Raw genomic sequence first — 13,289 nt, 5'->3', positions numbered from 1 at the left:
TCCTATATATTGGCGTACTGATTGCGCTTGATGACCTGATAACCCTTGATGAGTTCCTGAATGCCTTTTTGCAGAGTGACCTCGGGCTTAAACCCGGTCTTCTCTATTTTCGCGTTGCTGACGATATAGTCGCGCTTGTCCGGGTCCTCACCGATGGTGGCCTCGACAAAATAGAAGTCCGGGACGAATTTCTTGATCTCCTGACACAGCTGAAGTTTGGTCAGATTGGCGTCGCTTAGTCCCACATTATAAGGTTGGTCCTTCATCTTGTCAAAGCCATTGAGCCCGTGGACAAAAGCCCTGGAAATGTCGCGCACGTGGATGTAATTACGGTTAAAATGCGCCTCAAACAGGACCACAAAACGGTCATACACCGCGCGGTACGTGAAATCATTGACCAAAAGGTCCAGGCGCATGCGCGGGGATATGCCGAAGGCCGTGGCCAAACGCAGGGTGATGGCATTGCCCGCGTCCAGAATGGCGTTTTCCGCATCCACCTTCAATTTCCCGTACAAAGACACCGGCCTTAAAGGGGTTTCCTCGGTGCAGTGTTTGCCCTTTTCGCCGACCCCGTAACCGCTGTTGGTGGTCGGAAAAATAATGCGCTGGCCCTTGCCGCGCATCCCCAGGATCATCTGGATGGCATCCAGCAAAACGGCCTTGGCCCCGTCGGGGTCTTTGGCGCACAGGGGCGCTCCGGTCAAACACGCCAGCGGAAAAATGGCGTCCGCGCCTTTCATGAGCCGCGCCATGAGCGGCTTGTCGCGCGTGTCCCCGCGGACAATGGTCAACTTTTCGTTATGACAGCAATCCAAAAGTGAGCTTTGGTTGTACATAAAATTGTCCAGGGCAATGACCTCGTGCCCCTGGGTCAACAGCGTGGGGGTCAACACCGAACCGATATATCCGGCCGCGCCTGTGATGAGAATCTTCATGCTGTTTCCTTTCCATTAAACCATTGATACGTTTTTCTGATCCCCTCTTCCAATCCCACCTTCGACTTCCAGCCCAATCTTGTGATACGGCGGTTGTCCATGAGTTTGCGTATGGTGCCGTCGGGTTTGGAAGCATCAAAAACGATCTTGCCCTTGAACCCGGAAATTTTCTTCAATAAACCCGCCAATTCCCTGATGGACACGTCATGACCGCATCCAATATTGATCAGCTCTTCTCCGTTGTAGCGGTCCATCAAAAACAGGCACGCGGACACGAAATCATCCACGTGCAAGAATTCCCGCCGCACCTTGCCCGTGCCCCACACAACAATCTGTTTGTCCCCATCGGCCGCGGCTTTATGGAACTTGGCGATCAAAGCGCCCATGACATGGGCCGTGGCGATGTCCGTATCACTGCCCGGGCCATACAAGGTGGCCGGCACAGCCACGATCGCGTTAAACCCGTATTGGGCGCGGTAAGCCCGGCACATGACGGTCCCCGCGATCTTGGCGACGGAATACGGCTCGCTGGTTTCCTCCAAAGGACCGGTCAATAAGGCCTTTTCTTTAATGGGCTGACGGGCGTCCTTGGGATAGGCGCAGGAACCCGAAAAATACAAAAGTTTTTTGGCCTTGTGCGCGTAGGCCGCGTGGATGACATTGTTCTGCGCCGCGCAATTTTCGTCAATGAACTCGGCCGGATATTTGAGATTGGCCGCGATACCGCCGGAACGGACGGAGCCCAAAAATATGTATTCCGGGCGGGCGTCCTTAAAAAACCGCTGGACCTTTGCCTGGTTTAAAACATCCACCCCGTCCTTCGTATTGGAAAAAACATGTCTAAACCCGCGGGACATAAAATGACGGCGCAGGGAATTCTCAACGCTGTCATTGTGGCCGACGATGAAAATGCGGGAAACGCGCTGTATCATTGGCTGGTCTTTTGCCCCTTGGCGTAATATTCTTCGTTATAATAATTGCCATGCTCAATGATCAGCGTTGATTTTCCGTCGGCGCGTTCCAGCGCGTGTTGATAGGCCGGGAATATCTGGTCGGCCTTGTCCAATTCCACCACCTCGATCCAGCGAAACAACTTGCGCATGGCTTGCGCGTAATTGCCGATGTGCTGATGGCCGGGATGCACCGGAGCATCCGGGCCCGTGGCGACACGGATGATGACCTTCACAGGCCACTTTCCTTCACTGATATCGGGCAATTTATCAAGCATATTGGCCATGTCCCCGGTGGCTAAAAGCAAAAAATTCTGGCGCGGATAAACAGAGACCGGGACATAACCGGCCAGGGCCATGCCGATGGTGAATTGCATTTGGAAGCTCTCATTGATAGGCATTTCCAGCGTGCGGTCCTTGGGGCAATCCCGCAGGGTCTGGAACATGAATGTCCCGGGTCCGGCCACGGTCTGGCCCACGAACATGACCTTGGGCTGTTGGGCCAGCCATTCCATGGTGCGTTTCAATTCGTCAAAATACTTTAACGGGACGGCGGTTGTCATAATCAGAATTTGATCAGTTTGCCAAGGCCGGAATGCGGATAGCCGTTGGTATATTTAAAATAGATGATGTGTTTTTCGTATTTGGTTCCGGCAAACCACGGCTGTGGATTGCCCCAAACAGCGCGGGTATCGGTCATGACCGAGACCCCGTTATCACCAACAATGAATTTAGCCGGCAGATCAAAATTGTGCACATATTTGACCGCTTCATGGAAAATGCCGGTCTCGGCGGACATGTCCCCGCAAAACAAAAACACCCGTCCCTTCCTGTTCTGGTTTTTTAAAGACCACGCCACGCCCGCGGCTGTGCCCATCAGGGACCCGACTATCCCTGAGCATAACACCTTGTATTTCGGGAAACACAGCGCGATGCTGCGGCCCCGCAGGATCATGTCTTTGACCTCCTGGCGCGGCACGCCTTTTAAGAGGGCGAGCTCATGGGAATCCCAAAACCCAAAAACATAGTCATCACCACCGATCTCCTCCTCTTTGAAGATCGAGATCAGCTGGTCCTCACGCCCTGCCCTAAGATGCACGGGGGCGCGGATGACACCGGTGGCGAAAATGCCGGCGATCTCCTGCTCAAAGGCGATGATGTCTTCTTTAGTGATCATAGTGTCGGGCGAACCAGTCCATGGTCATTTGGATCCCTTTTTCCAAGGGCACCTTCGGTTCCCATCCCAACGTCCGGCGGGCCAGCGTGATATCAGGCCGGCGCTGTTTAGGGTCATCCTTAGGCAGAGGCATGAACACGATCCGGGCGTCCGGGTCATAGATCTTTTGCACCAGCCGCGCGAATTTCAGAATGGTGAATTCCCGCGGACTGCCGATATTGACCGGCCCCTGCAATTTGGAAAAAAGCAATTTCGTGATACCGTCCACCAGGTCATCCACATAACAAAAAGACCGCGTTTGTTTTCCGTTGCCATACACGGTCAGGGGCTGTTGGTGCAGGATCTGGTCAATGAAGTTGGGGACCACCCTGCCGTCCTTGATCTGCATGCGGGGCCCGTATGTATTAAAGATCCGCACGATCTTCACGTTCACCCGATGGACGCGGTGATACGCGAGGGTCAGCGCCTCGGCAAAACGCTTGGCCTCGTCATAGACGCTGCGAGGCCCGTTGGGGTTCACATTACCCCAATAACTTTCTTTTTGCGGATGCACCAGCGGGTCGCCGTACACTTCGGAAGTTGAGGCCAGAAGGAAGGTTGCCTTCTTGGCCCGGGCAATGTCCAAAGCGTTCTGCGTGCCCTGGGCGCCGGCTTGCATAGTGGCGATGGGATGGTTCATGTAATCCACCGGCGAGGCCGGAGAAGCGAAATGCAGAACATAGTGCACCCCGCCAGAAATTTTCAAGGGACGGGAAATGTCGTGCCGGATGAATTTGAAATCTTTGTTGCGGGACAAATGAGCGATATTGCGTTGAGCGCCGGTGATCAAATTATCCACGGCAATGACCTTAAAACCGCGGGTGATGAACCGATCGCACAAATGGCTTCCCAGAAACCCGGCCCCGCCGGTGATCAAAACGGTTTTTTTTGCCATTAATCCCGCCCCCCTACAATTTAAAGATTTTTTTATTCGCAATGCCCTCATAGACATTCTTCAAATCAAAGATCAAACGGGCATGAGTTTGAATGAGTTTATAATTGACCTTGCTGTGGTCAACCGCGATGACCACGGCATCATAGTTCTTCAGATGTTTGGCATCAAGCAATACTGACCCCAGATCAAGCCCTCCTAATTTCACGTAAGGCACCAAAGGATCGTGATAATCGGCGCGGACATGATGGTGGCGCAAAAGTTCAATGAATTTTAAGGCCGGCGACTTGCGCAGGTCCTTGACGTCTTTTTTGTAAGTGACGCCGATGACCAGGACTTTCGCGTTCGCTATTTTCTTTTTGCGCGCCCTCAACAAGTCCTCCAGCCGGTGCAGGCAATAGGCCGGCATGTGCGTGTTGATGTCCGCGGCCAGGCGGATGAACTTGGAATTAAACCCATACCGGCGGGCTTTCCAGTACAAATATAACGGGTCTTCGGGAATGCAATGCCCCCCGACGCCAAGCCCCGGATAAAAAGGCATGAAACCGAACGGCTTGGTCTTGGCCGCTTCAATAACTTCCCACACGTCGATGCTTAATTTATGGCACATCTGTGCCACTTCATTCATCCAGCTGATATTGACAATACGGAAAGAATTTTCCAGGAGTTTGGTCATCTCCGCGGCTTTGGGGGAAGACACCACATGCACCCGGGCGATGATCTGGCCATACAAGGCCCTGGCCAATCGGGTGCATTGTTCCGTCAGGCCGCCCACAACTTTGGGAATTTGAGTGACTTGAAAATCTTTATTGCCCGGATCAACGCGCTCCGGCGAGAATGCCAGATAAAAATCCTTCCCTGCTTTCAACCCAGTTTTCTCCAAAGCAGGTTTGATCAATTCTTCCGTCGTGCCGGGATAGGTCGTGCTTTCCAAAACGACCAGGGCGCCCTTTTTCAGGAACCGCGCCACCTCCCTGACCGCGCTTTGGATGAAAGAAATGTCCGGCGTGTATCTGCGTTTTAACGGCGTGGGCACACAGATCAAAATAGCATCCGCTTCCCGCAAGACCGTGAAATCACAGGACACGGCCAATTTTCCCTTGCGCATGACCGCGGCGATCGCGGCATTGCTGACGTCGGCAATATAGCTTTTTAAATTCCGGATGCGTTCAACGCGCGCAGAGCTGGTGTCTACGCCAAAGACCCTGAAGCCTTTTTGCGCGAAAGCCACGGCCAAAGGCAAACCGACATAGCCCAAACCCACGATGGCGATCCTGGCTTGCTTAGACAAAATTTTCTTGATCATGCTTTCCCCCGGCCGACGCCGTAATAGTCAAATCCCAAGCTTTTAAGTTTCTTCCCGTCAAGAAAATTGCGGCCGTCAAAAATAACGGGCTGGCGCATGGCGTCCCGCACGGCCTCAAGGTCAACATCCTTGAACTCATCCCACTCCGTCAGCAAAAGCAGGCAGTCGCAATCCTCCACAGCCGCGTAGGGGCTTGCGCACAGCGCGACACCGCGCAGCACGTGCGCGGCATTGGCCATGGCCTTGGGATCATAGGCCTTGATCTTCGCGCCCTCATGCTGGAGTTTCTGGATGATCTCAACCGAAGCGGCATTGCGCATATCGTCGGTGTTGGGCTTGAATGCCAGCCCCCACACGCCGATGGTTTTCTCTTTCAAGTTCCACAATTTGTCCTCCACCAGATGGACAAAGGCCTGGCGCTGTTCTTCATTGACCCGGCGCACTTCCTTCAAGAGACGGAAATCATATCCGCTTTTTTCGCCCAGGTGAATGAACGCGTCCACGTCCTTAGGGAAGCAGCTGCCGCCGTAGCCGACACCGGCATCCAGGAACGCCCGGCCGATGCGCTTGTCCAGACCCATGCCTTCGGCGACATTGAGGACGTCCGCTCCCACCCGCGTACAGATCTGGCTGACCGCGTTGATGAAGGAGATCTTCATCGCCAGAAATGAATTGGACGCGTGTTTGATCATCTCGGCGGAAGCGATATTGGTGACGAGGACCTTTGTTTTTAACGGTTGATAGATCTCCCGCAGGATCTTCTCGGCTTTTTTGGATTCAACGCCGAACACCAGACGGTCGGGGTTCATGAAATCATGCACGGCCGAACCCTCTTTGAGGAACTCCGGATTGGATGCCACGTCAAAATCCAGAAGCACCTGACTGCCTTTGCGGAATTTCTTGGGCAAATTCAACTCAATGGTGCGGCGGATCTTGTTGCCGGTTTCCGCCGGGACCGTGGATTTCTCAACGATCAGCCGGTAAGAATCCATGTTCTCGGCGATCTGGCGGGCCACATTTTCAACATAGACCAGGTCCGCGTCGCCGGTGGATTTGGAAGGAGTGCCGACGGCAATGAAGATGACCGTGGCCTTCCTGGCCGCGTCCTTGATGGACCCGGAAAAAGACAACCGTTTTTTCCTGACGCAATCGCGCATGATCGCATCAAGGCCCGGCTCGTAAATGGGGATCCCGCCTTTTTTCAATTTCTTGATCTTTTCCGGATTACTGTCAACGCAGATCACGTGATGGCCGATATGCGCCAGGCACACGCCCGTGACCAGACCCACGTATCCCGAACCGATGATCGCAATGTTCATCTAAATGCTCCTATTGTCTTTCTGCTTCATGTTGTGAGCCGGCCTTACGCCTGTTAAAGCCGGTACTGAACAGGTCCAAACCCATGTCCGGGAATGCTTTTAAAGTGAACGAGAGTAAAATGTCTGTCCCGCCGCCGTGTTCCTGGTGATATTCCAGGCTCACTTCCCAGTCGTGCAGATCGCGGGTCAGAATATAATCCTCTTCTCTTAAGCCCCCGTGATTGACCGTAAAACGGTCGTAGACCTTAAATCTCCATTTGGGATTGATCTTGTAATTCCATTCGGTCGTGATCTGGTCGTCCCCGCCGCGGTTCCACCGGCGGCCGATCCCGAAATTCCATTGGTCCTTGCCATTGATATAAGTTTCAAGGTTCACAGAGTCGGCGCGGTCATTGTAATGGTCATATGAGGCATCGCCCTTGAATTCCAGCCAGTCGGCGGGTTTGAACTCAACGTCCGAATTGACGGGGCCGAACCCGCCTTTGGATGGATTTTCCTTCAGGGCAAAATCGCTGCTGACCAGGGTGCGCAGCAGATCCACGCTGACGCCTTGGCGTTTGGTCTGCAATTTGTTCTCAAGGCCCAGGGCGATCTTATGCGCGTTTGCCAGGGAATCAATGGCGTCAAAAGCGTTCAAATGCGACGATGAAAATGTCGGACGGTGCTTGTAAAGATACGCTGCCGTCGGGGTCACGATGTGGCGCAGGCCGTTGATCTCAATGCCCCACGCATTCTTTTTGACGTTCCACGTCCGATAGAATTTGGTGCTGGCATCCGTGCCGGTCAGGAACTGCCCGCGGATGATGTTGCGCTGCGCCAGGTTGGCCGTGCGGCTGTAATAAGTATTCTGCTGGCCGACGTAAGGCCTGAGCTCAACAAAAGATATTTTCATCGGATAAGAGATCTGATTGTTGGTATCAAATCGTATGGTCTTTTTATGGCTTTCCGGTTCAGCTTCCTTCTTGGTCAGATTAGAGAACGTGTTGGCCGTCCGCGCGTAAAATCCGGTGTCTCCTATTTCCGTGTCGCTCAACTCATATTTGATCTCAGGCAATCTCTCCACGCCGCGGGCAAAACGGTTAACGCGGCTGGCGTCGATGCGAAACGTCAGCGTCCCCTTGGGCAGGATACGGGTGAGCAAAAAATACGTGTCAATGCTGGGATCCTGCCGGTACTGGCGTTCAAAATATTCTTTCAGGAACGTGGCGTCCCTGACCCTGAAATATTGCACTAAAATGTCCGTTTTGTCATCCGGGTTCCATTTGTGACGCCACTCCACCTTATACCGCTCGTGTTCCGGAGTCGGAGAAGGGCGCGGTTTCCACAGGTGTTTGGATGTGATGGGACGTTCAAGCATGTAATACGTCTTGATGACACCGCCGCCATGATGGGGCGTCTGGTATTGATAATCAAATCCGGACGCCAGGTCCCTTCTCTCCCTGTAATCCACGTGAATGGTCAATTTGGCATTGTCATTGATGCGCTGGCGGATGGTCGTCAGGACAAAAAACCCGAAGTCCTTGGTCTTACCCGGCATGAACGTGATCCACGGCTTGTCTTTCAGGTCCTGCGTATATTTGGGCCAATACATGACAGGCACCTTGCCCAGATACACTTTCACATCGCGGGCAACGGCTTTGTCCCCCGGATACACGTCGATCTTCCTGGAAGCGATCCGGAAAAACGGGTCGTCGTGGTCGGAGGTGGTGATATATCCCCTGCTCATGACGACATGTTCCGGGGACATCCTGTCAACGACCTTGCCCTTGATCTGATAGGGGAACTGGTAGATACGGGCATTCTTGAAAAACCCGCTCTGGTTATTAAAATTAAACGTTCCCTCGTCGGCATCCACCTGCGACTGGGGCGAATCAATGTACACATGCCCCTTAGCCACGCCCACATTGAGGATGCGGTCCAGTTCCAATTCATCACAGGTCAGGATGGTCTGGTCAGCGGTGACAACGACATTGCCGCGGGCCTGCGCCTTGCTGTCAACGACGGAATACTGCACCTGGTCGGCCTGCAGTTCTACGGATTTGGTTTTATTGAGCTTAAAATTGAGCATATCCCCGGATTTTGCGTCCCCGGACGTGCCGCCACTCGCGGGGGCGGCAAAAGGATCTGCGGCCAGGACCAGGCATGGAAAAAAGGCCCCCAGTACGATCATCGTCCCCAGCGATCCCAGTATTTGTCGTTTACGCATGCTCATGATTGGCCAGGACCAAAACCTGCGCGCCGATGATGCCGGCATCGTCCCCTAATTGTGCCCGCGTGATGTGCGCCATGGCCGCCTGTGTCGCCATGGCCCGTTGGCGGATCACCGCCTTGATCGTCGGAAAAAGGAATTGATGGTTATTGGAAACCCCACCGCCGATGACAATGAGCCGCGGATTCAAAAGGTTGACCGCGCCGGTCAAACCATTGCCCAGATGCTCGGCCGTTTCATGCCAGAACCGCAGGGCTTTGCGGTTGCCTGCTTTGGCCAAAGCATACATGCGCTCCAGGGTCATACCATTGGCGTTCATGATCCGGTTCGCGCGGGCCGTCAGACGGCGGTTGCCGACATAGGTCTCGAAACATCCCCATCCCCCGCAATTGCAGTCAGGCCCAAGTTCGTTGAGCGGCACATGGCCTAGCTCTCCGGCGGCATTGCCTTCCCCGCGATAAAGGGCATTGTTCAGGATCAGCCCCGCCCCAACACCGGTGCCGAGCGTAATGCACATCATATTGGCGGCGCCCTTGCCCGCGCCGAATTTCCATTCGGCCAGCGTAATGAGTTTCACGTCATTGTCAACAACGACAGGCAGGCCGGTTTTTTGGGCGAGGATGGCGCGCAAACGCACATGGCGCCAGCCGGGGATATTGGGCAAAAAACGCACCACACCCGCGGCATGGTCAATGAGGCCGGGCAAGCCGACACCGATGCCGGCAATGTCTTTTTTTGTTAACCCGGCCCGAACGATGATATCAAGGACCGCGCCGGCCAAAGCATTGATCAGACGGATCTTACTTGAAGCAAAAGGCCTTGTGGCAAAACAGTTTCGGGCAATGACTTTCCCGCGGGGATGGACAATACCAAGCTTTATATTGGTGCCGCCGACATCCACACCGACCACATACTTCTTCATGACATCCTTCATTGAGGAGATGGAAAGAAGAATAAAAATATAATAATACTAATAGCTGACTGGAATCGGGATTATTTTACCCGAAAAGAAAGGTTGGTTCAACAAATACCGCTAAATATCAAGAAGCGGGATCGGGAGGATGATACATACCGAACGCCACCACACAATTGCGGCCCTGGGATTTGGCGCGGTACAGCGACCAGTCGGCCTTGTCGATGAGTTCCTCAGGGAGATCTCCGTCAGAGGGATAGGTGGAAACGCCGATGCTGACGGTGATGCTAAGGACGGCGTCATAGGCCTTGATGATCCGCGTTTCAGCGGCCTTGCGGATACGTTCGGCCACGACCCTGGCCCCCTCCAGGTCGGTGTCCGGCAGGACAACGCAGAATTCCTCCCCGCCGTAACGGCCGGCAATGTCGATCTCGCGGATGTTTTCCTTGATGATGACGCCGATCTCCTTGAGCACCGCATCGCCGGTCAGATGGCCGTGCCGGTCATTGATCGTCTTGAAATGGTCCACGTCCAGCATGAGGAAGGACATTTTGATCTTGCGCGCCTGCGCGCGCTTGATCTCCTCATCAAAGCGTTCCAGGAAATACCGGCGCGTGCTGACCGCGGTCAGGCCGTCGGTGATGGCCAGGGTCTCGATGTCCTTGTAGAGTTTGATGCGCTGGTAGGCCAGCGCGAACTGGTGGGCGAGGATGGCGAATTTCTCCTTGTCCTTGGGGGCAACACCCTGAGCAACCAAAAATCCGAGTTTTTTCTCCCTGCTTTTAAGGACAAAGACCGTCTGGTCGCCGGGCGCCCCTTGCGGGGCTTCACTCCCCTCGCCTAAATTGTCGACGAGCTGGCAGTCCCCGATGGTGATGTTCTCCCGCAACCGGCGTTTGAAAATGTTGAAGGCCTCCTGCTCGTTAAAATGTCGGTTGATCTCCTTAGTCATTTCATAAAGGGTGAATATCTGGGCGGCCTCACGCTCCAGACGCGCCTTTTCAGCCAGGACCCTGGCTTGCCGGTCGATGATCTTCTGATACGTTTCTTTGGAACGCAAAACATCCTGGTCAGAGGCCTGCTCCATCTGGAGCACGATCACCTTGACTAAGAAAAAGACCACGGCGACAAAAATGACCGTTAAAATGATCAGGACATAAACCATCGGTTACGACGCGGGAACAACTTTGTTGCGCCCGCCCTCCTTGGCCTTATACAGCGCTTCGTCGGCCTTATAAATAAGGTCTTCCTTGGCTTTCGCGTCCCTGGGGAATGAGGCCACCCCGACGGACACGGTGACATGGGTTTTTTGGCGGCGCAGCACGATCTCGCGTTCCTGGATCTTTGTCCGGATCTCATCGGCCAGTTCAACGGCCTTGGCCTTGGGACAGTCGGGCAGCAGCACGCAAAATTCTTCACCCCCGTAACGGCACACCAGGTTCCCGGGCCGGCTGAAATGCCCGGTCAAAATACCGGCCACACTCCGAAGCACGATGTCGCCGGCGGTGTGCCCGAAGGTGTCGTTATATTGTTTGAACCGGTCGAGGTCGATCATAAGAAAACACAACTCCCTGCCCCGGCGCAATTCACGGCTGACCTCTTCGTTCAAACGCTCCATCATGTGCCGGCGCAGGTAGAGCCCGGTCAGCCCGTCGCGGATGGCCATCTCCTCGATCTTCTGGTACAGTTGGGCGTTCTCGATGGCCACACTGGTCAGATCCGCGATGGTCCTCAAGAAACGCAGGTCATCGGTGGTAAAATACTGCGCCAGGGTGCTGTCCACCCGCAATATCCCCAGCGTCTTGTCCCCCACCAGCATCGGCGCGCTGATCAAAGAACGGATGGGCCGGCCATCCTCGCCGATGATCTTTTCGATGTCGAAACGAAAATCGCTCCTGGCATCCTCAACCAGCAAAGGGTTCAGGGTCTTGACCACCCACTGGTCGAACAGGTCGCCCTTTTTCGCTTTCAGGCTGACCTGCATCTGCCCCTTTTGCGAGGAGGATATGCCCAATTCTCCCGTCGAGGAATGAAAAAGGTACAAAATGACCGTAACGTCCTTGTCCCCAAAAAGTTTGTTCACCTCAAACGAAAGGGTGCCGGAGGCCTCTTCCAGGTTAAGGCACAGGCTTAGTTTTTCGGTCAGGTCTTTGAGCTGGGAATAACTGACGATCTTGCGGTGGAAAGATTCAATGGTCTGCGCTTCCCTTTCCAGTTCGCCTTTGAGCAGATTGGCTTTTTCAAAATACTCCTCTTTCTGCAGGACGATGACCGATTGTTTCTTTTGCAGGCGGCGGTGGAAGGAGACCAGAAGGACAATATTGACGGCGAGGGCAAGCGCCAAAAACAAGAACGCCGCGGGGTTGCGCGTGGCGTAAACAAAAAAGCCGACCAGAGGCAAAAGAAAACTGGCGGCAACCAACGCGTACAGATTAAATAATGGTTTCTTCGGTTTCGCGATCAAAAAAGTGCACCTTGCTCATGTCGAACACGAGGTCCATGTCCCGGTTGATCTGCGGCCGGTCATGGGCGCCGACGCGGGCAATAAAATTGTGCTTGCCCGAATTCAGATACAGGTAGACCTCCGACCCCAGCGGTTCGACCACCTCGCAGATGGCGCGCACCGTATTTTCCGGCGAGGCCTCCGACGCGAAAAGTTTATCGTAAATATCTTCCGAGCGGATCCCCAGGACCACGTCCTTGCCCTCGTACGCGCCCATCCTGGGGGCCATCTCATCCATGATCCTGACCTGGCATTTGCCCTCATCAAAGAATAATTTCCTGTCCCGTTTGACGATCTTGCCCTGCAGCATGTTGATGGGCGGAGAGCCGATGAACGAGGCCACGAACTTATTGGCGGGCTTGTCGTAAATGCTCATGGGATCCGCGCATTGCTGGACAAGGCCTTGTTTCATGACGACGATGCGGTCCCCCATGGTCATGGCTTCCGTCTGGTCATGGGTGACGTAAATGAAGGTGGTCTGCAGGCGCATGCGCAGTTTGTGGATCTCGGTGCGCATCTGCACGCGCATCTTGGCGTCCAGATTGCTCAAGGGCTCATCGAACAGGAACACAAGGGGTTTGCGCACAATGGCCCTGCCCAGGGCCACGCGCTGGCGTTCGCCGCCGGAAAGTTCCCGCGGCCGGCGCTCGAGGTAGGGGCCTATCCCCAGGATCTCCGCGGCTTCGTGCACGCGTTTGACGATCTCCGCCTTGGGATACCCGCGCAGCGTCAACCCGAACGCCATGTTCTCGAAAACCGACATGTGCGGATAGAGCGCGTAATTCTGGAACACCATCGCGATGTTGCGGTCTTTGGCCGGCACGTCATTGACCATGCGGTCATTGATCCAGATCTCGCCGGAGGTGATGTCCTCCAGCCCCGCGATCATGCGCAAGGTGGTGGACTTGCCGCAGCCGGAAGGCCCGACGAGGACCAAAAATTCCTTGTCCCCGATCTCCAGGCTGATATGATCGACGGCCGCAACACCGTTTTTATAATTCTTGCACAAATTGACCAGCCGGATTTGGGCCATGGTTTTTGCTTCC

General features: G+C 54.4%; 12 protein-coding genes. All 12 read right to left on the bottom strand.

The window, feature by feature from the left end:
• Positions 1-2: 2 nt before the first annotated feature.
• On the bottom strand, positions 3-935 hold the full coding sequence (locus Q7K71_02950; protein ID MDO8675061.1) for an NAD(P)-dependent oxidoreductase: 933 nt from the start codon (positions 933-935) through the stop codon (positions 3-5).
• Positions 932-1,864, bottom strand: coding sequence for a GDP-L-fucose synthase (locus Q7K71_02945; protein ID MDO8675060.1), 933 nt, complete (start codon positions 1,862-1,864; stop codon positions 932-934). The genes Q7K71_02950 and Q7K71_02945 overlap by 4 nt, the downstream gene beginning before the upstream one ends.
• Positions 1,864-2,448 (bottom strand): hypothetical protein, encoded by a 585-nt coding sequence (locus Q7K71_02940; GenBank protein MDO8675059.1) that lies wholly within the window; start codon positions 2,446-2,448, stop codon positions 1,864-1,866. The genes Q7K71_02945 and Q7K71_02940 overlap by 1 nt, the downstream gene beginning before the upstream one ends.
• 2 nt (positions 2,449-2,450) lie before the next feature.
• On the bottom strand, positions 2,451-3,062 hold the full coding sequence (locus Q7K71_02935; GenBank protein ID MDO8675058.1) for a thiamine pyrophosphate-dependent enzyme: 612 nt from the start codon (positions 3,060-3,062) through the stop codon (positions 2,451-2,453).
• Positions 3,052-3,996 (bottom strand): SDR family oxidoreductase, encoded by a 945-nt coding sequence (locus Q7K71_02930; GenBank protein ID MDO8675057.1) that lies wholly within the window; start codon positions 3,994-3,996, stop codon positions 3,052-3,054. Before Q7K71_02930 ends, Q7K71_02935 begins: the two co-directional genes overlap by 11 nt.
• A 13-nt stretch (positions 3,997-4,009) precedes the next feature.
• Complete coding sequence (locus tag Q7K71_02925; GenBank protein ID MDO8675056.1) at positions 4,010-5,299, bottom strand: nucleotide sugar dehydrogenase; 1,290 nt, start codon at positions 5,297-5,299, stop codon at positions 4,010-4,012.
• Positions 5,296-6,618, bottom strand: a complete 1,323-nt coding sequence (locus Q7K71_02920) for a UDP-glucose/GDP-mannose dehydrogenase family protein (GenBank protein MDO8675055.1) — start codon at positions 6,616-6,618, stop codon at positions 5,296-5,298. The genes Q7K71_02925 and Q7K71_02920 overlap by 4 nt, the downstream gene beginning before the upstream one ends.
• A gap of 10 nt (positions 6,619-6,628) precedes the next feature.
• The gene (gene lptD / locus Q7K71_02915; GenBank protein ID MDO8675054.1) at positions 6,629-8,824 is read right to left on the bottom strand and encodes an LPS assembly protein LptD; all 2,196 of its coding nucleotides are present in this window, start codon (positions 8,822-8,824) and stop codon (positions 6,629-6,631) included.
• Positions 8,817-9,749 (bottom strand): ROK family protein, encoded by a 933-nt coding sequence (locus Q7K71_02910; protein MDO8675053.1) that lies wholly within the window; start codon positions 9,747-9,749, stop codon positions 8,817-8,819. The genes lptD and Q7K71_02910 overlap by 8 nt, the downstream gene beginning before the upstream one ends.
• A gap of 118 nt (positions 9,750-9,867) precedes the next feature.
• The gene (locus Q7K71_02905) at positions 9,868-10,905 is read right to left on the bottom strand and encodes a GGDEF domain-containing protein (GenBank protein ID MDO8675052.1); all 1,038 of its coding nucleotides are present in this window, start codon (positions 10,903-10,905) and stop codon (positions 9,868-9,870) included.
• Positions 10,906-10,908: 3 nt separating this feature from the next.
• The gene (locus Q7K71_02900) at positions 10,909-12,204 is read right to left on the bottom strand and encodes a sensor domain-containing diguanylate cyclase (protein MDO8675051.1); all 1,296 of its coding nucleotides are present in this window, start codon (positions 12,202-12,204) and stop codon (positions 10,909-10,911) included.
• Positions 12,173-13,276, bottom strand: a complete 1,104-nt coding sequence (gene ugpC, locus Q7K71_02895) for a sn-glycerol-3-phosphate ABC transporter ATP-binding protein UgpC (protein MDO8675050.1) — start codon at positions 13,274-13,276, stop codon at positions 12,173-12,175. Before ugpC ends, Q7K71_02900 begins: the two co-directional genes overlap by 32 nt.
• Between the last annotated feature and the right edge of the window lie 13 nt (positions 13,277-13,289).

This window comes from Candidatus Omnitrophota bacterium (assembly GCA_030650275.1).
Lineage (GTDB): Bacteria > Omnitrophota > Gorgyraeia > Zapsychrales > Fredricksoniimonadaceae > JACPXN01.
Note: the sequence above shows the minus strand (reverse complement) of the source record. Positions and strands in the feature narration are given on the sequence as shown.

Excerpts from the sequence above, each read along its gene's own strand:
- Q7K71_02950 (MDO8675061.1), bottom strand. The coding sequence starts at position 935 with ATGAAGATTCTCATCACAGGCGCGGCCGGATATATCGGTTCGGTGTTG.
- Q7K71_02940 (MDO8675059.1), bottom strand. The coding sequence starts at position 2,448 with ATGACAACCGCCGTCCCGTTAAAGTATTTTGACGAATTGAAACGCACC.
- Q7K71_02935 (MDO8675058.1), bottom strand. The coding sequence starts at position 3,062 with ATGATCACTAAAGAAGACATCATCGCCTTTGAGCAGGAGATCGCCGGC.
- Q7K71_02930 (MDO8675057.1), bottom strand. The coding sequence starts at position 3,996 with ATGGCAAAAAAAACCGTTTTGATCACCGGCGGGGCCGGGTTTCTGGGA.
- Q7K71_02925 (MDO8675056.1), bottom strand. The coding sequence starts at position 5,299 with ATGATCAAGAAAATTTTGTCTAAGCAAGCCAGGATCGCCATCGTGGGT.
- Q7K71_02920 (MDO8675055.1), bottom strand. The coding sequence starts at position 6,618 with ATGAACATTGCGATCATCGGTTCGGGATACGTGGGTCTGGTCACGGGC.
- lptD (MDO8675054.1), bottom strand. The coding sequence starts at position 8,824 with ATGCGTAAACGACAAATACTGGGATCGCTGGGGACGATGATCGTACTG.
- Q7K71_02910 (MDO8675053.1), bottom strand. The coding sequence starts at position 9,749 with ATGAAGAAGTATGTGGTCGGTGTGGATGTCGGCGGCACCAATATAAAG.
- Q7K71_02905 (MDO8675052.1), bottom strand. The coding sequence starts at position 10,905 with ATGGTTTATGTCCTGATCATTTTAACGGTCATTTTTGTCGCCGTGGTC.
- ugpC (MDO8675050.1), bottom strand. The coding sequence starts at position 13,276 with ATGGCCCAAATCCGGCTGGTCAATTTGTGCAAGAATTATAAAAACGGT.